This is a genomic window from Actinomadura opuntiae (assembly GCF_030283205.1).
In the GTDB taxonomy this organism is placed as follows: domain Bacteria; phylum Actinomycetota; class Actinomycetes; order Streptosporangiales; family Streptosporangiaceae; genus Spirillospora.
This window is the reverse complement of the sequence record NZ_JASNWF010000004.1, coordinates 224,676-246,196: the sequence shown is the minus strand read 5'-3', so window position 1 is coordinate 246,196 and position 21,521 is coordinate 224,676. Positions and strand designations below refer to the sequence as shown.

General features: G+C 72.3%; 13 protein-coding genes and 1 other RNA gene. 12 read left to right on the top strand and 2 right to left on the bottom strand.

Annotated features, from left to right (window positions below; all coding sequences use genetic code 11):
* Positions 1 to 3: 3 nt before the first annotated feature.
* From smpB to QP089_RS09970, 5 genes are all read left to right on the top strand, one after another.
* Positions 4 to 477 (top strand): SsrA-binding protein SmpB, encoded by a 474-nt coding sequence (smpB, locus tag QP089_RS09990; protein WP_285911142.1) that lies wholly within the window; start codon positions 4 to 6, stop codon positions 475 to 477.
* A gap of 2 nt (positions 478 to 479) precedes the next feature.
* Complete coding sequence (locus tag QP089_RS09985) at positions 480 to 2,471, top strand: penicillin-binding transpeptidase domain-containing protein (RefSeq protein WP_285911141.1); 1,992 nt, start codon at positions 480 to 482, stop codon at positions 2,469 to 2,471.
* A 324-nt stretch (positions 2,472 to 2,795) separates the two neighbouring features.
* Positions 2,796 to 3,168, top strand: a transfer-messenger RNA (tmRNA) gene (gene ssrA / locus QP089_RS09980).
* 259 nt (positions 3,169 to 3,427) lie between these two features.
* Positions 3,428 to 3,952: a GNAT family N-acetyltransferase gene (locus QP089_RS09975; protein ID WP_285911140.1), complete on the top strand. Its 525-nt coding sequence runs from the start codon at positions 3,428 to 3,430 to the stop codon at positions 3,950 to 3,952.
* Between the two features lie 86 nt (positions 3,953 to 4,038).
* Positions 4,039 to 5,271: an FxsB family cyclophane-forming radical SAM/SPASM peptide maturase gene (locus QP089_RS09970; protein WP_285911139.1), complete on the top strand. Its 1,233-nt coding sequence runs from the start codon at positions 4,039 to 4,041 to the stop codon at positions 5,269 to 5,271.
* Here QP089_RS09970 and fxsT (QP089_RS09965) read toward each other — a convergent pair.
* Positions 5,268 to 7,787, bottom strand: coding sequence for an FxSxx-COOH system tetratricopeptide repeat protein (gene fxsT, locus QP089_RS09965; RefSeq protein WP_285911138.1), 2,520 nt, complete (start codon positions 7,785 to 7,787; stop codon positions 5,268 to 5,270). The two genes, QP089_RS09970 and fxsT (QP089_RS09965), sit on opposite strands and share 4 nt — an antisense overlap.
* Before the next feature lie 320 nt (positions 7,788 to 8,107).
* Here fxsT (QP089_RS09965) and QP089_RS09960 point away from each other — a divergent pair, with 320 nt between their 5' ends.
* The 6 genes from QP089_RS09960 (at position 8,108) to fxsT (QP089_RS09935) (ending at position 18,860) form a co-directional block, all read left to right on the top strand.
* Positions 8,108 to 8,293, top strand: a complete 186-nt coding sequence (locus QP089_RS09960) for a hypothetical protein (RefSeq protein WP_285911137.1) — start codon at positions 8,108 to 8,110, stop codon at positions 8,291 to 8,293.
* A 171-nt stretch (positions 8,294 to 8,464) separates the two neighbouring features.
* Positions 8,465 to 10,126: a tetratricopeptide repeat protein gene (locus tag QP089_RS09955; RefSeq protein ID WP_285911136.1), complete on the top strand. Its 1,662-nt coding sequence runs from the start codon at positions 8,465 to 8,467 to the stop codon at positions 10,124 to 10,126.
* Between the two features lie 432 nt (positions 10,127 to 10,558).
* Positions 10,559 to 12,004, top strand: a complete 1,446-nt coding sequence (locus QP089_RS09950; RefSeq protein ID WP_285911135.1) for an MFS transporter — start codon at positions 10,559 to 10,561, stop codon at positions 12,002 to 12,004.
* Between the two features lie 210 nt (positions 12,005 to 12,214).
* Positions 12,215 to 13,669 (top strand): VMAP-C domain-containing protein, encoded by a 1,455-nt coding sequence (locus QP089_RS09945; protein WP_285911134.1) that lies wholly within the window; start codon positions 12,215 to 12,217, stop codon positions 13,667 to 13,669.
* A gap of 14 nt (positions 13,670 to 13,683) precedes the next feature.
* Complete coding sequence (locus tag QP089_RS09940) at positions 13,684 to 14,703, top strand: AAA family ATPase (RefSeq protein WP_285911133.1); 1,020 nt, start codon at positions 13,684 to 13,686, stop codon at positions 14,701 to 14,703.
* Positions 14,700 to 18,860 carry an FxSxx-COOH system tetratricopeptide repeat protein gene (gene fxsT / locus QP089_RS09935; protein WP_285911132.1) on the top strand — a complete coding sequence of 1,387 codons (4,161 nt, stop codon included), beginning with the start codon at positions 14,700 to 14,702 and terminating at the stop codon, positions 18,858 to 18,860. Before QP089_RS09940 ends, fxsT (QP089_RS09935) begins: the two co-directional genes overlap by 4 nt.
* A gap of 43 nt (positions 18,861 to 18,903) precedes the next feature.
* Here fxsT (QP089_RS09935) and QP089_RS09930 read toward each other — a convergent pair whose 3' ends face one another.
* Positions 18,904 to 20,127 (bottom strand): FxsB family cyclophane-forming radical SAM/SPASM peptide maturase, encoded by a 1,224-nt coding sequence (locus QP089_RS09930; RefSeq protein WP_285911130.1) that lies wholly within the window; start codon positions 20,125 to 20,127, stop codon positions 18,904 to 18,906.
* Between the two features lie 416 nt (positions 20,128 to 20,543).
* On the opposite strand from QP089_RS09930, the gene QP089_RS09925 reads away from it, so the two are divergent.
* Positions 20,544 to 21,521, top strand: a complete 978-nt coding sequence (locus tag QP089_RS09925) for an effector-associated domain 2-containing protein (protein WP_285911129.1) — start codon at positions 20,544 to 20,546, stop codon at positions 21,519 to 21,521.

The window sequence follows — 21,521 nt, the reverse complement described above, 5'->3', positions numbered from 1 at the left end:
CACGTGCCACGCGACACAGGGCGCAAGCTCATCGCCCAGAACAAGCGTGCCCGCTACGACTACCACATCGACGACACGTGGGAGGCGGGCATGGTGCTGATGGGCACCGAGGTCAAGGCGCTGCGCGCCGGCCGCGCCTCCCTCGCCGACGGCTACGCCCACGTGATGGACGGCGAGGTGTGGCTGGAGAACGTGCACATCCCCGAGTACACGCAGGGCACCTGGACCAACCACGCGCCGCGGCGCCGCCGCAAGCTGCTGCTGAACCGGCGCGAGATCCAGAAGATCATCGCCAAGTCGTCCGAGCCCGGCTGGACGCTGATCCCCCTGTCGCTGTACTTCAAGGACGGCAGGGCCAAGGTCGAGATCGGCCTGGCCCGTGGTAAGAAGGCCTACGACAAGCGCCAGGCCATCGCCAAGCGGGAAGCCGACCGGGAGATGCAGAAGGCGGCGGCCGCCCGGTTCAGGAGACGGTGAGGGTGTCGAAGAGCAACCGAGGCCGACCCGCCCGCACGCCGCGGCGGCTCCCGCGCGGGAGCCGCACCGTCCGGCGCCGCGCCGTCTCGCTGGCGGCCTGCGGGGCCCTCGTCGCGACGATGACGACGGGCTGCTGGGCGGAGCCGTCCGCGATGCCCGCCGTCCGCGACTTCCTGATCGCCTGGCAGGTCGGCAACTACCCGGCCGCCGCGAAGAAGACCACCGGCGCCGACCAGAAGGCGGTCGCCTCCGCGCTCGGCGCCGTCCGGGCCCAGCTGGACGCGGCGTCGCTGCGGCTGTCGCTCGGCGTCTCCGGCGGGCAGGGCCGGGTGGACGACGCCAAGGTCAAGTCGATCGCCAAGAAGGGCGACGACGCCGACGCGCGCTTCTCGGTGAAGGTCGACCTTGGCGAGAACGGCCAGCCCTGGGAGTACCTCGGCCACATGCACCTGCGCCGGGTCGGCGGCCAGTGGAAGGTCGTCTGGAACCCCTCGATCATCAACCCCGAGCTCGGCCCCGGCCAGCGCCTCGCGGTCGTGTCCGAGGTCCCGGCCCGCGCCACGATCAAGGACGGCACGGGCCGCAGCATGCTGCACGAGGTGCTGACCTACAACTTCGGGGTCGTCCCCGGGCACCTCGCCGACCCGCAGCGCACCATCGACCAGCTCACCAAGGTCGCCAAGTTCGACGGCGGCCGCCGGCTGGACTCCGAGCGGCTGCTCGGCCGGGTGCGCTCGGCCCCGCCGCAGAAGTTCCTGCCGCTGCTGACGCTGCGGTACCCGCAGCAGCGGCCGCTGGCCAACCGGCTCCTCCAGATCCCGGGCGTCCAGAACCACCCGATCGAGACCCCGAGCGCGCCGAACTACGCGCCGGAACTGGTCGGCGGCCTCGGCCCGGCCACCGCCGACCTGCTCCAGCAGGTCGGCGCCCCCTACCAGCCGGGCGACACCATCGGCGTCAGCGGCATCCAGCTGCTGCAGCAGCGCCGGCTCGCCGGGACGCCGACCGTCAAGGTGGTCGCCCAGGACTCCTCCGGCAAGGCCACGCAGGTGCTGAAGACGTGGGACGGGCTGCCCCCGCAGGAGGTCTCCACCACGCTGGACCCGAGCGTCCAGCGCAAGGCCGACAACGCGCTCAAGGGGCTGCCCTACCCGGCATCGATGGTGGCGCTGCGCCCGGCAACCGGCCAGGTCGTCGCCGTCTCCAACCACGGCACCGGCGGCGAGAACCGCGCCTTCGAGGCCCACTACCCGGCCGGCATGACGTTCGGGATCGTCACCGCCGAGGCGCTGTTCGCCCGCGCGGGGATGAACAGCGGCACCAAGACCGAGTGCCCCGCAAGCGTGACCGTCGGCGGGAAGACCTTCACCAACAAGGCGCACGCGGGCGCGAGCTTCGCCAGCCACTTCGCCCTCGGCTGCAAGACCACCCTCGCCCAGCTGAGCGGCAAGCTCGACGCGCGGGCCCTGCAGGCCGAGGCGGCGCAGCTCGGGATCGGCCGCGGCTGGGGCGCTTCCGTCCCGGCGTTCACCGGCTCCCTGCCGCCGCTGAACAGCGAGGGCGCCAAGGCCGCCGCGATGGTCGGGGACGGCGTCCAGGTGAGCCCCCTGGCGATGGCGCTCGTGGCGGGCGCCGCCGAGAACGGCACCTGGCGGTCCCCGTACGTGCTCAAGGACCCGAGCAAGCCCGCCGACGTCCCGCCGCAGAACCTGCAGTCGCAGGCCATCGCCGACCTGAAGAGCGTGATGACCCGCACGGTCTCCCGGGGCGTCGCGCAGGCCGCCCACGTCACCAGCGAGGTCGCCGGCACGGCCGCCTACGCCCAGTACGCCGAGGGCGGCCGCGACAAGACGGTCTCCTGGTTCGTCGGCTCCCACGGCGACCTCGCGTTCGCCGTCGCGATCGAGGGGCCCGTCTCCGCGTCCAAGGTGGCCGCCAAGTTCCTGAGGAGCGCGCCCACCGCCGCCAGGACGGGCACCCCTACCGCAGGCTGACCGGCCCGCGCCGGGACTTTGGGAGGCCTTTACCCGGCGGACGCAACCAACCCGGCACCGGACTGCGTCTTCCCAGGTGACCGAGACTCCGCTTGGGGGTTGCGGACTCGGTCGCAGTGATGAGACCAGAGCCTCGTCTCGGGGGAGGCTCTGCCGTCCGGACCGGCCTGACCCTGCCGGTCGACCCCGGTGGCGCGACACGGTCGCGCCACCGGGGTTCCTGCGTGCCCGGGCCCGGCCGGGAATGACGTTGCCCCGCCGGGCGTTATCCTTGTAACGTCATGGTGCGGACGTCCCCGGACAGCCGCTTTGACAACTCAACATGGGGGTGACCGGCTTCGACTTCGGTCGTCCGAGCCAGGGGAAGCGGGTCGAGGGTTGCTGTCGTGACCTCGTAAATCCTGTGACAGCAAACCAATAACTGCCAACAAGAAGCAGTCCGAGTTCGCCCTCGCCGCCTGAGCGAGGAGCGAACTCTGTCAGCCCGGTAGCGTCTCCGAACCGGGGTCTGGCATCGTAAGGAGACTCCACCTACCGACCCGGTCGCGGGGCTGGTAGGGAAAACAAACAGCGACTGAGCCCGTCGGCGACACGCCTGCGTGAGCGCCGGGGCTGAGAAAGCGTTAAGCAGGCTGCACCCGGAGAAGCCCTGACTCTTCACCGAAGGACGCGGGTTCGATTCCCGCCACCTCCACTCTGGACGACGTGTGCTCGCCGCGCTCCGCGCGGCTTCGCCACGTCGTTCCGGTTTGTCTATCCGGGGGGCGACCCCCGGGCCCCCGGTGTGGGGGCTCCGCCCCCACCCCCCCTCCCGGTCGGGAGGCGTTAACGGGAGTGGTGTGTCCGCGCAGGGTGCGGGCCGCCACTCCTTTGTCATGTCTGCCGGGGCCTCGCTGCTTTGTGTTCGTTCGGGGGCGTTGCGGGCGGGGGTGGGTGGGCTGGCGTAGATTTCGCGGGTGAGCGTGGAGCTGACGGTGGGGACGCGGGTCCTGTTGCGGCGGGTGCGGGCCGAGGACGAGGGGCGGTTCCTCGAGCTGGCGGAGGCGAGTTCGGGGCTGCATCGGCCGTGGGTGGCGCTGCCGCGGTCGGCGGAGGAGTTCGCGGCGTACCTCGCGCGGTTCGACCAGGTGTCGGCGGTGGGGATGGTGGTCTGCCTGCGCGAGGGCGGGGACCTGGCGGGGATGGTCAACATCAACGAGATCGTCCGCGGGTCTTATCAGCGCGGTGTTCTCGGGTATGCGGCCTTTCTGCCGCATGCGGGACGGGGCTTCATGACCGAAGGGGTCGCGCTGGCCGTCCGGTACGCGTTCGACCGGTTGGGGTTGCACCGGGTGGAGGCCGACATCCAGCCGGGGAACGCGGCGTCCGTACGGCTCGTGGAGCGGCTCGGGTTCCGCCGGGAGGGGTACTCGCCCGCGTACATCAAGATCGACGGAGCGTGGCGGGATCACGAGCGGTGGGCCTTGACGAACGCGAGTTGATCGCGTTTATTGCTCATGTAATCCCGATGTGACACGACGAATAACTAGCGCAGCGCCGCGCCTGGTCTCACCTAGGGGGTCGCAGCGTGGGCGTCCGCAGGGACGAACCCGGTCATGAGACGGAATGGCCGGGCGCCCTGGACGTGCGCGCCCTGCTGGAGGGCGGCTGGCGGCCGACCCCGATCCGCGACTTCATCCTCAAGGTGCACAGCAGGTGCAACCTCGCGTGCGACTACTGCTACATGTACGAGATGGCCGACCAGGGCTGGCGCCGGCAGCCCCGGCGGATGTCGCGGCAGGTCGTCGCGTGGGCGGCGCAGCGGATCGCCGAGCATGCCCGGGCGAACCTGCTGCCCGAGGTCGAGGTCGTCCTGCACGGCGGCGAGCCGCTGCTGGCGGGCGCCGAGCACCTGCGGTACGCCATCGAGACCATCCGCGCCGCCGGCGGGTCCGACGTGCGCGTCGGGTTCGGCGTGCAGACCAACGGCGTCCTGCTCGACGAGATGTTCCTCGACCTGTTCGCCGAGCACGGCGTCAGCGTGGGCGTGAGCGTCGACGGCGACGAGGAGGGGCACGACCTGCACCGGCGGCGCGCGAACGGGCGCGGCAGCTACCAGGACGTGCGGACGGGCCTGGAGCGGCTCACCGGGCCGCGGTACCGGCACCTGTTCGGCGGGCTGCTGAGCACCATCGAGCTGCGCAACGACCCGATCGCGACGTACGAGGCGCTGCTGGAGTTCCGGCCGCCCGAAATGGACTTCCTGCTGCCGCACGGCAACTGGGACGCGCCGCCGCCCGGCCGTCCGGCGGACGAGTCGACCCCCTACGGGGACTGGCTCATCGCGATCTTCGACCGCTGGTACGCGGCGGAGGCGGGCGACGTGCGCGTCCGGCTGTTCAGCGAGATCATGCGGCTGCTGTTCGGCCGCATGTCCGCCAGCGAGGCCGTGGGGCTGTCCCCGGTGGCGGTGGCCGTGGTGGAGACCAACGGCGAGATCGAGCAGGTCGACTCGCTCAAGTCGGCCTACGACGGGGCCGCGGGCACCCGGCTGCACGTGTCGCGCGACCCGTTCGACACCGTGCTGTCGCTGCCGTCCGTCGTCGCGCGGCAGATCGGCCGGCGGGCGCTGTCGGAGCAGTGCCTGGCCTGCGAGGCGCAGGAGGTCTGCGGCGGCGGCCTGTACCCGCACCGCTACCGGTCGGGCACCGGCTTCCGGAACCCGTCGGTCTACTGCCGCGACCTGCTCAAGCTGATCACCCACATCCGCGACGTCCTCAGCCGCGACCTGGCCGCACGGCCGGCGGCCACCGTGGCCTAGATCGGCGGCGGGTCGAAGTCGGCGTCCAGCCGGCGTCCCTCCAGGAAGACCTGCGCGTCGGGGTGCTCGAGCGTGAGGGTGCGGCGGTACCGCTCCTCGGTGTCGGCGGAGAGCGCCTCGGCCTCCTCGCGCCGGCCGAGGGCGCGCAGATCGGCGACGGCGTTCGCGGCGGCCGACAGCGTGACCGGGTGGTTCTCGCCCATGAGGGTGCGGAGCCGGCGCAGCGTCCCCGAGCAGAGCCGGTACGCCGACTCGGCCTCGCCGAGCGTGGCCAGGTCGCTGGCCAGGTTGAGGGCGACGGTGAGGGGATAGTGGTGGTCGCGGCCCAGCTTGGCCTCCAGGCCGGCCAGCGCGTCCTCGTTGACCTTCCGGGCCACCTGCGCGTCGCCGGTGACCCGGCGGAGGATCGCCAGGTTCCCCGCGCAGGCGTGGTTGTACGGGTGCTCGGCACCGTACACGCGCGGATAGCGGCGGACGGTGTCCTCGGCCAGGTTCAGGGCCTCCTGGAACTCGCCGACCGTGCGGCGGATGTTCGCCAGGCACGTCGCGGCCGCGAGCGTGTCGGGGTGGTCGATGCCGAAAGCGCGCACGTAACGCTGGTGGATGTCCTCGGCAATTTCCTGGGCGCGGTCGTAGTCGCCGGCGCGGCGCCGGGCGATGGACAGGTCCTTGCCCGTGCGCAACGTCCAGGGATGGTCGGGACCCAATTCCTCAATCCCGAACGCGTAGGCGTCCTCACCGAGATCACAAGCCTCGGAGAAGTCGCCGCCGAGCCGCACCGCCCGCGCCAGGCCGGTGTAGATGTTGATGTAGGACGAAGGGTCGGCCGACTGGCCGCCCTCCGCCAGCACCTGGCGGAACACCTGCTCCAGAAGAACGCGCGCGTTCGAGTAGTCGCTCTTGAGACCGTAGTCGAGGGCCACGCTGTTCTTCGCGCGCCAGATGCTCCAGTCGATCTCCGGAAGCTTGCTCCTGAACCGGCGGAGCACGTCTTCGTCGATCTCGTGCGCCTGCTCGAAGTCGCCGCTGGCTCTCAGGTCGGCCGCCCGGCCTCGCAGCGCTCGCAGCGTGGTGTCGTGGTCGGGGCCGAGCGCCTTTTCCGCCGCGGCGAGCGTCTGCGCGCCCAAGGCGGCCGCCTCCGAGTACTGACCGAGTTCGCGGAAGAGGTTGCACATTTCCACGCGCAGTTTGAGGACGTCCTCGTGATCGGCGCCGGACGACGTGGTCCACTCGTCGAGGAACGACTCCGCGAACGACTGGGCGGACGGATAGTCGCCCGAAGAGTAGAGATAAGTGATCATGTTGAGCGAGAGGCCGCGCACCGCCGGCTCCGGGCACTGGGCGATCCCGGCCGGTTCGAAATGCCCGAGCGCGTTCACGAACTTGGTCCAGTTCGCCGAGTCGACCGGGTCGGACGGCGTGTAGTCGGCCAGCAGCAGATGGACCTGGTGGCGGAGCCGCTGCTGTTCCTGCTCCGGCAGTTCGTCGCGCACGAGAGCCTGGATCAGCCGGTGGACCTGAATGGTCCGGGCCGGGATGTCGAGCCGGGCGAGCGCGAAACGCCCCAGTTCCCCAATGGCCCGGCTGAGCCGGATGGGGTCTGTGATCAGATCTGAGAGCTGCGTGCTGAGGCCCGGCACGACCTTGCTGAAAGCGTCCCGGGGAATCGGCTCGGGACCGAAGAACGCGCAGTAGCGCAGGAGGTCCAGGGCCTCGGGCATCTTCTCCTCGAGGCTGGCGACCGAAAGCGCCCAGGCGGCCGTCATCGACACCGGATACTCGGTCGGCTTGCCCTGGGAGAGCAATTGGCTGGTGCGCTCTTCCAGAAGGCGCAGGTAGTCCGACACCGCGATGCCGGTCTCGGCGTGCAGGGCGCCGGCCTGCTCCAGGGCGAGCGGAAGGTCGCCCAGCTCCTCCGCGAGCCGGTCTGCGTCCTTCGGTTTGATGCCGCGCGGAACCCGCCTGGTGAGGAACTCGATGCTCTCCTCGCGGGTGAAGACGTCGATCGGCACCGCGTCGACCACGCCCGCCCAGCGGTGGTTCCGCGAGGTGATCAGTACGTGCCCGGGCCCCTGGGGGAGCGTCTCGGTCAGTTCCTCGGGCTCGTCGGCGTTGTCGAAGATCAGCAGCCAGTTGGTGTAGGGCTCGCCTCGCCGCAGCGCGTCCAGCACGGCGTTCGCGGCGTCCTCGACGCCGCTGACCGAGGCGGAAGGAAGGCCGAGGGGTTGCGCCAGGCTCGCCAGTGAGGAACGCACGAGGACCGGCTGGTCCGCGGGGATCCACCACACGAGGTCGTAGTCGGACCTGTAGCGGTAGGCGTACTCGACCGCCATCTGGGTCTTGCCCACACCGCCGAGTCCGTGCAGCGCGTGCGGGACGACCGCCGTGACCTGGTTGGCGAGGCCGCCGCGCAGCCGTTCGAGCAGTTCCATCCGGCCGGTGAAATTCTTGTTCCGCGGAGGGACCTTTCCCCAGATCTGGGGTACCCGCTCCGTGGCGAACGATGATTCCGGCATTGCGTTGGTCACTCGATCCCCCTGCGTCATGCCGGCGCCGCCACCGGACAGGCCGCATCACGTCGCGGTCAAGTAATTCCGTCAATGACGATAGTGTATTGAGGCTGCTCGTTCCAGCCTGTGTCACCTGACACAGAGATCCATGTTCGGTTTTCGGACGTCTTTATCCTCAAAAGCGCGCCGGCCGGATTGCGGCGCCCCTCGCCAGGCCCTATGGCAATGCAGGCGGCTTTCTGAGACGATGGCGGTGATCGCCTTGCCGTACCGGGCGAGCGCGGCCTGGACGTGGCGCTGCGGTGTCGACGTTGGAGGAGACACAGATGCAGGAAAGTTCCTTCCGCCTTCCGAGCGACCTTCTCACCGAGGCGTCCGCTTCCCGCCCCCTCCCCGGCCTTCGGCGGGCCCTGCTGGAAATGGCGCGCACGAACCCGGGCGGCCGCGGGTTCGACAACAAGATGGCGTTCGAGGATGAGCGGCCGGCACTCCGCCGCCATAACGGCTGGTAAGCCCGGCGGAAGGGACGTCCCCGGGTGAGCGGGCCGGCGCGCGGGACCGGGGATCCGCCGGATTCGACACCACCGGGATCGGCGGTGCGTTATTCTCAGGAAACCCTGGGCATCCTGAATCCGATGTCGCTGAAAGCTCTCCAGCGGACGCCCGCTCATGGGGACGGAACGATGACCGCGCTACCTTCTCCCGACGCACCGCCGCCTTACGTCGGCGCGCGCGCGTTCGGTGAGCGGGACGAACCGCTGTTCCACGGCAGGGAGGCGGAGAAGCGGCACGTCGCCGAGACGTGGCGGAAGCACCGCCTCACCGTGCTGCACGGCCGCGCGGGCGTGGGAAAGACCTCGTTGCTGTGCGCGGGGGTCATCCCGTTCCTGCGGGCGGCCGACGCGCACGTGCTGCCCGCCGCCCAACTGGCCCACCGCCCGCCGTTCCCCCTGGCGGCGCTGTCCGAGCACAACCATTTCCGGCTCGCCGTGCTGACCTCGTGGTACACCCGCGCCTCGCCGGCCCGGATCTGCGAGTCGCCGCTCGGGACGTTCCTGCGCAAGCACCGCCGCATGGACCGGTTCGGCCGCCAGCTGCCCGCGCTCGGGGCCATCGACGGAGCCGAAGCCCTGCTGCGCACCTCGGCCCGGCACGAGCGCCATCGCCGGGAGTTCCTCGACGAGGTGGCGGCGGCCATGGAGCAGGCCCCCGACCTGCATCTGCTCCTGGTCGTGCGGGACGACGCGCTCGACGACGCGGTGGACCTCGCCGACCGGCTCGGGCAGGCGCCGCCGGCCGCCTGCCGGCTCGAACCGCTGACGCCGGAGGCGGCGCACGTGGCCGTCGCGGAGCCGCTGGCCCATGCCGGGCTGCCCGGCGAGGCCGCGGCCGAGGCGCTGGTGCGGGAGCTCCGGACGCTGCGGCCGGCGGGGGGCGTCCAGACCACGTCCCGTGTCGACCCGGCGCTGCTCCAGCTCGTCTGCGCGCGCCTCTGGGACGACCTGCCCGGCGACGCCGGCATCTCCGGCGAGTGGCTGCGCGGCGAGGTGAACCGGGTGCTGCGCGAGTCGTGCGAGCACGACCTCGCCACCATCGCCGCCGACCAGAGCCTGCCCGCGCGGACCCTGCTGTCCTGGTTCCGCGGCGCGTTCGGCGGGCCGCGGGGACGCGCCGGGATCCCCGAGTCGCGGCTGTACGACGACGTGCCGAAGGCGGTGGTCGACGCCATCCAGGACTGCCATCTCATCCGGGCCCGTCTCGGTGAGAAGGACCGGTGCTACGAGATCCAGCACCCCCGCCTGATCGAGCCGATCGGGCAGCTCGACGGCACCGCCGTGCCCAGCCGGCCGGGCCCCGCGACGCGGTTGCGGCAGGCCCACCGGGCGCTGGCGGACGGCGACCCGGAACTCGCGCGGCGCCATGCGGAGGCCGCCGTCCGCGCCTGCGGCGAAGGGGACCTCAAGGTGCTCGCGGACGCGACCACCTTCCTCGGTGACATCGCGTACGAGCAGGGGGACGCTCCGACGGCGGTGCTGCGCTACCGGGAGGCCGCGAGGATCTGCGAGGCCGTCCCCGACAACGCCGCGGTCGGCTGGCTGCTGGCCGGAATCGGCCGGATCCTGCTGGCGGGCGACGCCGGCGACCCCACGGAGGCCGTACGGCAGCTCCAGGCGGCGGCGAGCCGGCTGCCGCACGAGCTGTCGATCCAGACCGCGCTCGGCCAGGCGCTGTGGCGGTCCGGCCGGACCCGCGCCGCCCGCGCGGTGTTCGAGGAGGTCCTCGGGCACGACAGCCGCAATCGTGAGGCGCTCATCGCCAAGCGCGCCCTGACCGGCATCGCGTAGCGGCCACGTCTCCGCCGCCCGGCCCCGGGCGTCCCGCCGGGTCACCGGATCTCGTTGTACGGCGTCGCTCGTGAGACCTGCCGCTTGAGATCGGCCTCGGTGAGACCTGCCCGTGTGCGGCGAGTGTCAGCCTTTCGCGATCGAATTAACCTTCGTCCTATTTAAGGTTGAATAGGAGATATGCTGGTTATTGGTGGATTGTCAGTAGCTACTTTCCGGTCAATTGTTCCGGTGCTAGGATCCCTGCACAGCCGATCCCGTCTGCGTGCCCGTCCGGCAATGAATGGCCGACGGGGATTTTGGGCATTCCTGATTAAACTTTGTACTCGGTGCGACCTTATGTCGTATTCGTACCGGGTACTTCGGTGGTGCCCGTCTGGGGCAGGGGGGCCTAGCCGGTGACCACGGTCCGGAACGAGGAGAAGTCAGACGGTGACCATCGCTCCACCGCAATCGAACCCGCGGGATGGTGGCGTAGCTGACGATTCCGGCGGTCAGCGGAGAAAGTCCTGGCACCGTGATTTCAAACTGCTGCTGGGCGGCTCGGCGCTCTCGCAGCTGGGCACGCTCGGGGCGGCGGCGGCGAGCCCGCTGCTCGCGCTGACGATGACGGGCTCGCCGATCGTGGCGGGCTGGGTGACGGCGGCGAGCACGCTGCCGGGGCTGTTCCTCCATCTGCCGGCCGGACTGATCGTCGACCGGTACGACCGCTGGTGGATCATGTTCGCCAGCCAGGCGATCCGCGTGGTCAACTCGGCGCTGCTGTTCGTTGCCCTGCTGACCGTCGCCCAGCCCTGGCCGTTCCTGCTCGCGGCGATCGTCGTCGACGGCGCGTGCGCGGTCTTCTTCCGGATCGCCGAACTCGCCGCGGTGCGGTACGTGGTGCCCGACGGCCAGGCGGAGAGGGCCATGGGGACGAGCGAGGCCCGGCACCATGTCGCCCTCGTCCTCGGGCGCCCCATCGGAGGACTGCTGTTCACCGCCGGCCGGGTCCTTCCGTATCTGCTGGACGCCGTGACGTCCATCATCTCCGTCTTCGCCCTGCTGAGGATGAACAACAAGAAGCTCCAGTCGTTCGTCCCGAGGCCGAAGGCGTCGAGGAACGGCGTTCTGCGCTCCTTCCGGGAGGGCGTCCTCCAGATATGCCGAGACAGGTTCCTCTATATCTCGCTCGCTGCATGTGCCGTCGCCAACATGGCCTTCCAGGTGGTCATCCTGCTGCTCGTGGTCGAGGCCGAGCGGCGGCACTTCTCCGGCTCGGTCATCGGCGCGCTGCTCGCGACATCGGGCGTCAGCGGATTCCTGGGCGCCGTCACCGCGCCCGGCATCGTGCGGCGGTTCAAACCGCAGACTACCGTCAAATGGTGCGTCGTCTCCTGGTTCCCCCTGCTGGGCGTCGTCGCCATGTCGGGCAATCCGCTGGTCGGAATGTGCGCCTGGGGGCTCTGCAGTTTCATGGGCGCCTATATAAACGTCGCCCTCGCGGTGCACCAGAGCCGGGTCGTTCCGAAGGAGTTGCAGGGCCGGGTCGAGGGCGTCGTCCAGTTCCTGACCACCGGTGCGGTCGCCCTCGGCGCCTGCGCCGGAGGCTACGTGATCGACGCATTCGGGACCCGTACCACGGCCGCCGTCGTCGCGCTGATGTTCCTCGGCATCGCGGTCGCCGTACCGCTGGTCATTTCCCAGCCGAACCGCTCTGGTGAGCCGACGCTGCTGGGACTTATCCTTTTCCTGGGACTGATCTCCGCATGGTGGTTGCTCCTGGCGTCCTCACCCGAGCGCGGGAAGGCGCTGGTGAAACGCGGCGAACGGGCACGCGGTGCGGGTGCTGGTGCGGCGTTGGGCGGGGCAATGGTGCCGGCGGGCGAGGACGGCTAGCCGATCGCCTCTGCGCTTGTCGACCACATGCGCACCGTTCGTACTGTGCGGCGTGACGCATTCCGGACGGCCTCTTCCGGTCGCTTCCGAGTTGACGGAGCGGCGGCCATCTCGCGGCCCGTGCGGAGGTAGGCTTCCGCCATCGGAAACGGCAGGCGTTCTTTCGGCGTCCTTCGGTCGGAGGCGGAGCGTTTGATCACGTCGCTGAACGTGGACGATCAGCATCGGCTCGTCGAGGCGATCCTGCGGATCGACGGGATGAGCGTTCGGCGCGGGCGTGAGGTGCATCTGGCGGCCCTGGAGCGCGATCTCGGGCACCGGCTGCCCTTCGAGCACCACGACCAGGACAAGCTCGACGTGTGGGCGCTCGTCGACGTCCTGCTCAACTATCCGGGGGCCGCGCAGGCGCTGGTGCGCAATCTGGAGCGGTTCTACAAGGGCAGCCTGTCGGTGGCGGCGCTGCGCGACCTCGTCCGCGAGCTGGTCCCGGAGCCGTGGCTCGGCCAGGCCGAGCGACGCGAGCTGCACCAGCTGATCACCGCGCTGGAGCGGGTCGACCCCGGGCTGACCCATCTCAGCCGGTTCCCGATGCTCTACCGGCGGGCGGTCGGCCCCGCCTGGCCGCTGCTGGACCGGGAGATGCGCAGCCTGCACGATGTCGTCGCGCTGCTCGAGGAGCTCCCGTCCGGGCGGGACGGGGTGCCGCCGCTGCTGGTCTTCGTCGACGACCTCGCGCAGTACGCCGCCCCGTCCACCGCGCCCGCGATCCGGGAGTGGGTGCGCCGGCAGGCGGCGGACCAGGGCCTGGACGGCGTGCTCTTCCAGCGGCGGCACGTCCAGGTCGAGGCGCGGGCGCGGCCGGAGCCGTCCGAGACCTACCTGGTCATCGCGTGCACCCCGGACGCGCTGGAGCCCGACCGCTACCTGGTCACCGCCTGGCTCCAGGTCGACCGCGAGCCGGGCAGCACGCTGCAGTGCAGCGACGAGGCGCTGCCGCTCAGCCGGATCCCGGAGCTGCTGGAGCGGCTGCTGACCGCGGACAGCTCGGTGGTCGGCCGGCGCACCCCCGACCTCACCGTGGAGTTCGTGCTGCCGCGCGGGCTGCTCGGCCACCCGGTCGAGGACTCCAAGATCAAGATCGCGGGTTTCGAGCACCGCATCGGCATCAGGTACCCGGTGGTCGTGCGGAGTCTCGACCGGATGCGGCTGGCCGCGGTCCACCACGACTGGCGGCACAAGTGGGCGGCGCTGCGCGAGAACGCGCTCGACGCCCCGGTGTGCCTGGTCACGCGGCGCGGCGAGTACGACCAGGAGGAGCTGTTCTCCAAGCTCTCCGAGGCCCCCGCCGTCCTCGCGCTGGCCTTCCCGCCGTGGGCCGGGAACGACGAGCCGGACGAGCACTGGGTCGGGCTGCTGTCGGGGGCCCCGGTGATCGCCTGGTGCCGGGACGGGCGCGACCCGGCCCGCTTCGCCCGCGAGGTCAAGGACCTGCTGGCAGCCGACCTGATGAGGCTGCCCCGGCGCGCGATGGAGCTGCGCCGGCAGGCGCTGGCCGCGGGCGCCGAGGAGGCCGCGCCCGACCACCTGGGCCTGCATCTGACGCTGGTGTTCGACGACGCCGACCGCATTCCCGAGCCGTACGTCCGGCTCCGACCCCCCGCATAGCACGGAAGGCCGCCATGACGACAGATCCAGACAGCAGCGTCCCGGACGGCGACTGGCGCATCTACCGGGGCGACGGCCGGCCGCACGAGCGCGTGCGGCACCTGCCGCCGCCACCGCCCTGGCGCCGGTTCAGCCCGGACGGCGCCGGGGCGGGGCGCGGGCGGCGCGACGAGCAGGCGATCTCCTACCGGCCGGACGCGTCGGTGGTCGACAAGGTCAACGCGGCGATCCTGCTGCGCCGCCCGCTGCTGGTGACGGGCAAGCCGGGGTCCGGCAAGTCGACCCTCGCCTACAACGTCGCCTACGAGCTCGGGCTCGGCTCGGTCCTGTACTGGTCCATCACCAGCACCACGACCCTGCAGTCCGGGCTGTACCACTACGACGCGATCGGGCGGCTCCACGAGACGAGCCTGCGCGGCGTCGGCACCCGGGCGGACACGGCGGAGCCGCCGGACATCGGCCGCTACATCCGGCTCGGCCCGCTCGGCACCGCACTGCTGCCCGGCGACCGTCCCCGCGTGCTGCTCATCGACGAGCTCGACAAGAGCAACATCGACCTGCCGAACGACCTGCTCAACGTGTTCGAGGAGGGCCGGTTCGCCATCCCGGAGCTGCAGCGGCTGCCCGAGGAGCAGGCGCGGATCGGCGTGATGACCGAGGACGGCGGCCCCCGCGTGACGATCGAGCACGGCGAGGTGCACTGCGCGAACTTCCCGATCGTCATCATCACCAGCAACGGCGAGCGCGAGTTCCCGCCCGCCTTCCTGCGGCGGTGCGTCCGGCTGGTGATCGAGCCGCCCGGCCGGGAACGGCTCGCGGAGATCATCGAGGCGCATCTCGGCGCGGACGCCCGGGCGGCGAGCGAGCTGCTGGTCGAGGAGTTCCTCGCCCGCCGCGCCGACGGCGCCCTCGCCACCGACCAGCTGCTCAACGCCGTCTACCTGGCGACGTCCGGGAGCAGGCCGCCGGAGGCCGAGCTGAGCGAGATCCTCGACACGGTGCTCCGCCCGATCGAGACGCCCGGCGCGGGATGATCGGCCGGCTCGTCGAGGCGCTGCAGGCGCTCGACCCGCAGCCGACGGCCGAGGAGATCGCCGACGCGCTCTGGCTCGCCGACTGGTTCCGCACGCACGAGGGCCCGGCCCATCACGCCGCGGGCGGCGCCGCCGGTCCCGACGAGGGCGCGCCGGCCGATCCGCCGCCGTCGGCCCGCCCGGCCGGGACGGCGACGGCGCCCGATCCCGAGCCGCCGCGGCCGCGCCCGGCGGAGGCGGGTCTCTACCTGGCGGGGCAGGAGGTGCCGGCGACCTCGTTCCCGGTCCGCATGCCCGCGATGCCGGCGATCTCGCGGACGCTCGCGCTGGCCCGGGCGCTGCGCCCGCTGCGCGCGACGGTCCCGTCGCTGACCCGCAAGGTCCTCGACGAGGCGGCGACCGCGCAGCGGATCGCCGAGACCGGGGTGTGCGAACCCGTCATGGTCGCGGCGCGGGAACGCCGGTACGACCTGGCCCTGGTCGCCGACGTCGGTTCGTCGATGGTGGTGTGGCGGCAGACCGTAGAGGAGCTGGAGGCGCTGCTGCAGCACCTCGGCGCGTTCCGCGACCTGCGCACGTGGTACCTGGACACGGGCGGCGAGCGGCTGTCGCTGCGCACCGGGTCGGCGTTCGGGGTCGGCGCGTATCGCGACCCCGCCGAGCTGGTCGACCCGACGCACCGGCGCGTCGTCCTGGTCGTGAGCGACTGCATCGGCGCGGCTTGGCGCGACGGCCGGGCCGCGGCGCTGCTCGAGCGGTGGGGCCGGACGGGGACCGTCGCGATCGCCCAGCCGCTGCCGCAGCGGCTGTGGTGGCGGACCCCGGCGGCCATCGAGCAGGTCCGGTTCGGGTCGCCCGGGCCGGCGGTGCCCAACGAGCGGCTCACGGTGACGCGGGCGGCGCTCCGGCGTCCCGGCGACCGCCCGCCCGGGATCCCCATCCCGGTGGTCGAGCTGAACGCGCGCTGGCTGCGGTCGTGGGCGCACATGGTCGCCCACGGGGGCGGGGACATTCCGGGGGCGGCGCTGTTCACCGGCCGGGCGGTGGCCGACGCGCCGCCCGCCGAGGACGCCGCGATGTCGGCGGAGATGCGGGTCAAGCGGTTCCGGGCCTCCTCGTCGCCGGACGCGTTCAAGCTCGCCACCTACCTCGCGGCGGCGCCGCTCCGGCTGCCGGTGATGCGCCTCGTCCAGCGGGCGATGCTCCCGGCCTCCACGTCGTCCGTCCTGGCCGAGGTGTTCCTTGGCGGGCTGCTGCTGATGGTCGGCCGGCCGTCCGGCGGCGGCCGGGAGGAGGTCGCCTACGAGTTCCACGAGGGCGTCCGGGAGATCCTGCTCCAAGGTCTGCGCAGGCGCGAGATCTACCAGGTGCTGCGCGCGGTGTGGGACGTCGTCCGCGACCGCATCGGCTCCTCGCTGGACTTCCCGGCGCTGCTCGCGGCGGTGGGCCGCGGCGAGGTGCGCCTTCCCCCCGATCTGCCGTTCGCGCAGGTGGCGGCGCAGGCGCTGGTCGGGCTCGGCGGGCCGTACCGGGAGCTGGCGCGGCAGCTGGCCACGGGCGGCGCCGGCACCGGCGGCGTCGACACCGCCGACGCTCGCGGCGATGCGGGGGCGGCGGCCGACGACCGGGCGCCCGTCCCGCCGGAGAGCGCCGCGCCCGGCCCGGTGCTGCGCAGCGGGCTGCCGGCCCGCAATCCCGACTTCGTCGGACGGGACCGTCTCCTCGCGGCGGTCCGGACGGCGCTGCAGGACGGGATGGCGGCGCTCCTGCCGCAGTCGGAGTTCGGCATGGGCGGCGAGGGCAAGTCCAACCTCGCGGTCGAGTACGCCTACCTGCACGCCGACGACTACGACCTGGTGTGGTGGGTCCCGGCCGAGCAGACGACCTCCGCCCGCGCCGCGCTCGCGGGGCTGGCGCGCCAACTCGGCATGCCGATGAGCGACGACATCAAGGGCACCGTCGACGGCGTCCTGCGCGCGCTCCGCGGCGGCCGGCCCTACGGCCGGTGGCTGCTCATCTACGACAACGCGCAGGACCCGGACCAGGTCGTCCCGCTGACCCCGCTGTCGGTCGACGGTGACGAGCCGGGCCTCGGACCGGGACGGCACGTCCTGGTGACGTCCCGCGACCGCCGCTGGGAGCGGCACGCGTCCGTGGTGGACGTCGGTGTCTTCGAGCGGCCCGAGAGCATCGCCCTGCTCCGCCGCCTGGTGCCGCGGCTGTCGGAGGACGAGGCCGACCGGCTGTCGGAGCGGGTCGGCGACCTGCCGCTGGCGGTCGGCCAGGCGGCCGCGTGGCAGGCCGTCACCGGCGGGACCGTCGAGGAGTACCTCCGGCTGTTCGACGGGCGCCTCGCGGCGTTCGCCGCGCAGGAGGAGGCCGAGGAGCTGCCGGGCACGCTGGCGGCGGGCGTGAGCATCAACCTGGACCTCCTGCGGGAGGAGGACCCGGTCGCGGGCCTGCTGCTGGAGCTGTGGGCCGTCTTCGATCCCGAGCCGGTCACGTGCGCGCTCCTGGCGGCCGGCCGGTCGGCGGCGCTGCCCGCCGAGCTGACCGCGCTGCTCGCCGACGAGGCCCGGCTGCGCGGCGCGATGCGCGACATCTCCCGGTTCTCCCTCGCCCGCTTCGACGAGGAGGCGGGCAGCCTCCAGGTCCACCGGCTGGTCCGCGCGATCCTCAACGACCAGCTCGGCGCGGACGGGCGGCGGCGCGTCCGGGCGAGCGTCCACGCGATCCTCGCCGCGGCGACGCCGGAGGAGGAGCCCGAGGTGGAGTCCTCGTGGGAGCGCCGCGCGCAGATCACGCCGCATGTGGTGCCGTCGGGGGTGTTCGAGGCCGACGACCCCGGCATCCGGCGGGTGGGCATCGACCAGGCGAAGTTCCTCTACCAGTCGGGCGAGTACGAGGGCAGCCGGCGGCTCGCCGAGACCGCCCTGGGGCGCTGGCTGGAGCGGTACGGTCCGGACGACGACCTCGTCCTGGACATCTCGCGGGTGCTGGCGAACGCCCTGCGCGGTCTCGGCGACAACCGGGCGGCGGCCGACCTCAGCGAGGACAACCTGGCCCGGACGCGCCGCAAGTTCGGCGCCGACCACATGCAGACCCTCTTCGCCGCCAACGGGTTCGGAGCCGACCTGCGCTTCCGCGGCGAGTTCCGCCGGGCCCACGAGATCGACCTGGACGCCTGGCGGCGGCTCCGGCGGCTGTACGGGGACACCGCCTCCAACACCCAGCTGGCCGCCACCAACCTGGTCGTCGACCTGCGGATCCTGGGGGAGTTCCAGGAGGCGTACGACATCGACATGGACGTCTGGCGCCAGGCCGAGGCCGGCCAGTCGTACCGGCAGCGGTTCCGCGCGACCCACCACCTCGCCCGGGACCTGCACGAGCTGGGGCTGTACCCGCAGGCGCACGGGATGCAGGAGGAGAGCCTGGCGAATCTGCGGCCGGTCCTCGGACCGGGGCACGCGATGGTGCTGCAGGCGAAGATGAGCCACGCGGGGACGCTGCGCAAGCTCGGGCGCTACGAGGAGGCGCACCGCCTGGCCACCGAGACGTTCGCCGCGCACGTCCGCCGGTCCGGCGGGGAGCATCCGAACACGCTCGCCAGCCAGGTCTGCCTGGCGCTGGCCACCAGCGCGGCCGGACGGCCCGCCGAGGCGCTGCCGATCATCGACCGGGCGCTGGCCGGCTACCGCCGGGTGATGGGGGACCGGCATCCGTTCGTGCAGGTCTGCGCCATCGACCGGGGCGTCGTGCTGCGGCGGCTGGGGGAGGTGTACGCGGCGCAGGAGTCCGACCAGGCGGCGCTCGCGGACCTCGAGGCCGGAGTGCTCGGGCCGAACCACTACTACGCGCTGTGCGGCACGGTGGGGCTGGCGAACGACTACTACCTGCTCGGCGAGCTGGACGCCGCGGCCCGGCTGCTGTCCGGTGTCCGGGAGAGGATGATCGCCTGCCTCGGGGAGCGGCATCCGTACTCCCTCATCGTCGACCTCGACCTGGGGTGCGTCCGCGCCGCGATGGGCGAGGACGCCGGTGAGGCCCGCTCGGCGGCGGCCGCGCTGCGGCGGGTGCTGGGTGCGGAGCATCCCGAGGTCCGCGCGGCGGAACGCGGCGAGCTGCTCGAATGCGACATCGAGCCGCCCGCCCTGTGATGCCGCCTGCCCTGTGATGCCGCCGGCTGCGTGAACCCGCCGGTCAGCGGCTCGGCGCGGCCGTGGCGAGCGCGAGGTCGTGCTGGACGGTCCGCCCGATGTGCCCGATCAGCGACATGAGGTCGGGGCAGTACACCGAGGGGTTGCGGTAACCGTGCCCTTCCCGGTACCGGTGCGCGTAGGCGCCGCCGCCGCAGACGTCGCGGATCGTGCACGCCCTGCACGTGTCCGCCAACGCGTCCGCACCGATCTGGCGGGCGACCACGCCGGGATGCCAGAGCGCGTCGTCGAAGCCGCCGTCGAAGACGTTGAGACCGGTCTCGGGCGCTCCCGCGTACGAGGTCTTCAGCGTGTCGACCTGCTGGAGCGTCCCGTCGGTGTCGACGACGACCATCGCGACCGGAGACAGGCCGATGTTCTCGCTGCGGCTCTGCGCCCCGAGCAGCAGGTTGAGGATCTCCTCGAACAGCCGGACGCCGGTCTCCTTGCGGGGCGCGTGGTACCAGCGGTCGAAAACCTCGATCAGCCACTCGGCGTAGGGCGCGCCGACGCCGTCGGCCGGCCGGCGGGGCGGCGGCGCGGTCCAGGTCCCGTGCGGAAGCAGGAAGTCGATGCGCGGGGGGCCGGTCTCGATGAGGGCCTCGTACGTCCGGACCGGATCGTTGTCGAGGTCGATGGTGCACAGCAGGCCGCGGTAGAGCCGCCGATGCGCACCGGCGAGCCGGTTCAGCCCGCGCATGACCTCGGCGTGGCTGCCGCGCCCGTCGGCACGGAGCCGGTGCCGGTCGTGCCCCTCGCGGTCGCCGTCGAGGCTGACCGACACTCCCACGTCGTGGTCTTCGAGCATCGCCAGCGTCGCGTCGGTGAGCAGCACCCCGTTCGTCTGGGTGCACACCTCGACCTCGCAGCCGGACGGCACCGCCGCGCGCAGCCGTTCGATGACGGCGGCGATCGCCGCCCGTCCCGCCAGCAGCGGTTCACCGCCGTGCAGGACGACCGTCACCTCGGACAGCGCGTGCTCGCGGACGTGCTCGCCCAGCCTGGCGGCCGTGGCGGCGACCACGTCCGGCGGCATCGCGCGCGGCCGCGTCCGCCACGACTGGTCCGCGCCCTCGTAGACGTAGCAGTAGTCGCACGCCAAATTGCAGCGGCCGTGGATTTTGAGAACGAACTCCGAGAAGGGCACGGGACGCCACCCGCGTGCCGCCAGCCCGGGGACGTCCAGCCCGGCGAGCGGCCACTCGGGAACTCCGGTGCGCGGGCTCACGCCCTGTTGTCGAAGCCGGCCACGATCACTTTGCGGGCGCGGCGCTCGTCGCGGGCGCGGCGGACGGCCGCCTCCAGGACGGTGCCTTCCGCGGGGCGCACGCGCTCCAGGTCCGTGAGCGAGGGCTGGGAACCGGGAAGGGAGACTGCGAGAACGCCCGACTCCGATGCGCTGCCATGAGTACCCGGCACGGCCGCCTCCCCCTCTATGTCCTGCGAAATTGGAAATGGTGTCGCGCTTTTGCGGGCTAAGGCGCAACAGCCTAGTCCCGCGACGTGACGATCATAGAGACGGGCGCGCTCCGGAGGCGACGATCCGGGGAAGACGCGCCGGGGATTTTTCGGGGCCGGGGTTGCCGGTGGTGTCGGGGGGCGGGGACGCTGGGGGAGTCGGTGTCGCGGGAAGGGGAGCGGTCCATGGGGGAGGTGGCGCGGGCGGCCGGGCGGGGGTGGCGGCCGGGGGGTCTGTGCGGGTTCCTGGTGTGCGACATCGCCGGGTTCAGTGCCGCGTCGCGGGTCGATCCGGTGCGGGTGCGGGTGCGGCGGGCGATGTACGAGGGGCTCGACCGGAGCCTGGCGGACGGCGCCGGGGTGCGGCTCGACGACTGCTACCACGAGGACCGCGGCGACGGGGTCATGGTCGTCCTGCCGCCCGACGTGCGGATCGAGCTGCTGCTGACGACGGTGGTCGAGCGGCTGCGCGCGGAGGTGCGGCAGCACAACCGGGCGTCCAGCGAGGCCGCGCTGATGCGGCTGCGGGTGGCGGTCAACGTGGGGCAGGCCGAGTCGGACGAGCACGGCGTCGTCAGCACGGCGCTGACGCACGCGTTCCGGCTGCTGGACGCGCCGCCGCTGAAGGAGGCGGTGGCCGCCGCGGAGACCGGGATCGCGGTGATCGTCTCCGAGCGGGTCTATGAGGACGTGGTGAGCCACGGCCGGGGGCTCGTCGATCCCGACGACTACTACCGGGTCGGCGTCCGGGTGAAGGAGACGGTCGGCGACGCCTGGATCATGGTGCCGGGGACGCGTCCGGCCGCCGCCCCGCCGGCGGTGTGGGACGGCGTCCGGAGCGTGCCGGACGGGCCGCCGCCGGCGGAGGTACCGGTGCCGATGCTCTTCCGGATGGTGGACGACCTGATGGACATCCCGCAGATGCGCAACGAGCGGGGTCGCGAGCAGCTGGTCGGGGCGTTGCCGCCGGTCATCGCGGGGGTGATCCCGCGGGCGCCGGAGGCCAGGGGGGACCTGTTCGCCATCTTGCGGACGTGCCTGGACTACCCGGGCGGCCTGCAGCAGTTCCTGCAGGCGGTGCGGGGGTTCGCCGGGGAGTCGATGGCGGTGCAGCGGCTGGAGCGGACGACCGCCCGGCTGCTGCTGCCGCCGGGCGGTCCCTGA